Genomic DNA, 380 nt, shown 5'->3' with positions numbered 1-380 from the left:
GATAAATTTGCAGTTTATAAAACAGACTGCAAAAATAGCTAAAATTTGATTATGAACTTCACAGGCAAAAACGTCATTATCACAGGCGGAACAACAGGAATAGGACTGGCAACAGCAAAAGCATTCATCAATGCAGGTGCAAACGTGTGGATTACAGGAAGAAGCGCGGACAATCTACAAAAGGCAAGCACGGACATAAACAGCCCGAAACTGACTACAGTTGTATCGGATACTTCAAAACTCTCAGACATTTCGGTTCTGGAGCAAGCGTTTTCGGAAAGCGGAAATAAACTGGATGTTCTCTTTTTGAATGCAGCGATTGGGGTATTTGAGCCGATAGAAAAAGTCACAGAGGAAAATTTTGACGCACAGTTCACCAC

General features: G+C 41.3%; 1 protein-coding gene. It reads left to right on the top strand.

Annotated elements, in window-relative coordinates:
• Positions 1 to 51: 51 nt before the first annotated feature.
• On the top strand, positions 52 to 380 hold a 329-nt coding region (locus AAHB90_RS32575; RefSeq protein WP_342089505.1), incomplete at its 3' end, for an SDR family NAD(P)-dependent oxidoreductase.

The sequence above is a fragment of the Dyadobacter sp. OTU695 genome (assembly GCF_038440355.1).
Taxonomy (GTDB): Bacteria; Bacteroidota; Bacteroidia; order Cytophagales; family Spirosomataceae; genus Dyadobacter.
Note: the sequence above shows the minus strand (reverse complement) of the source record. Positions and strands in the feature narration are given on the sequence as shown.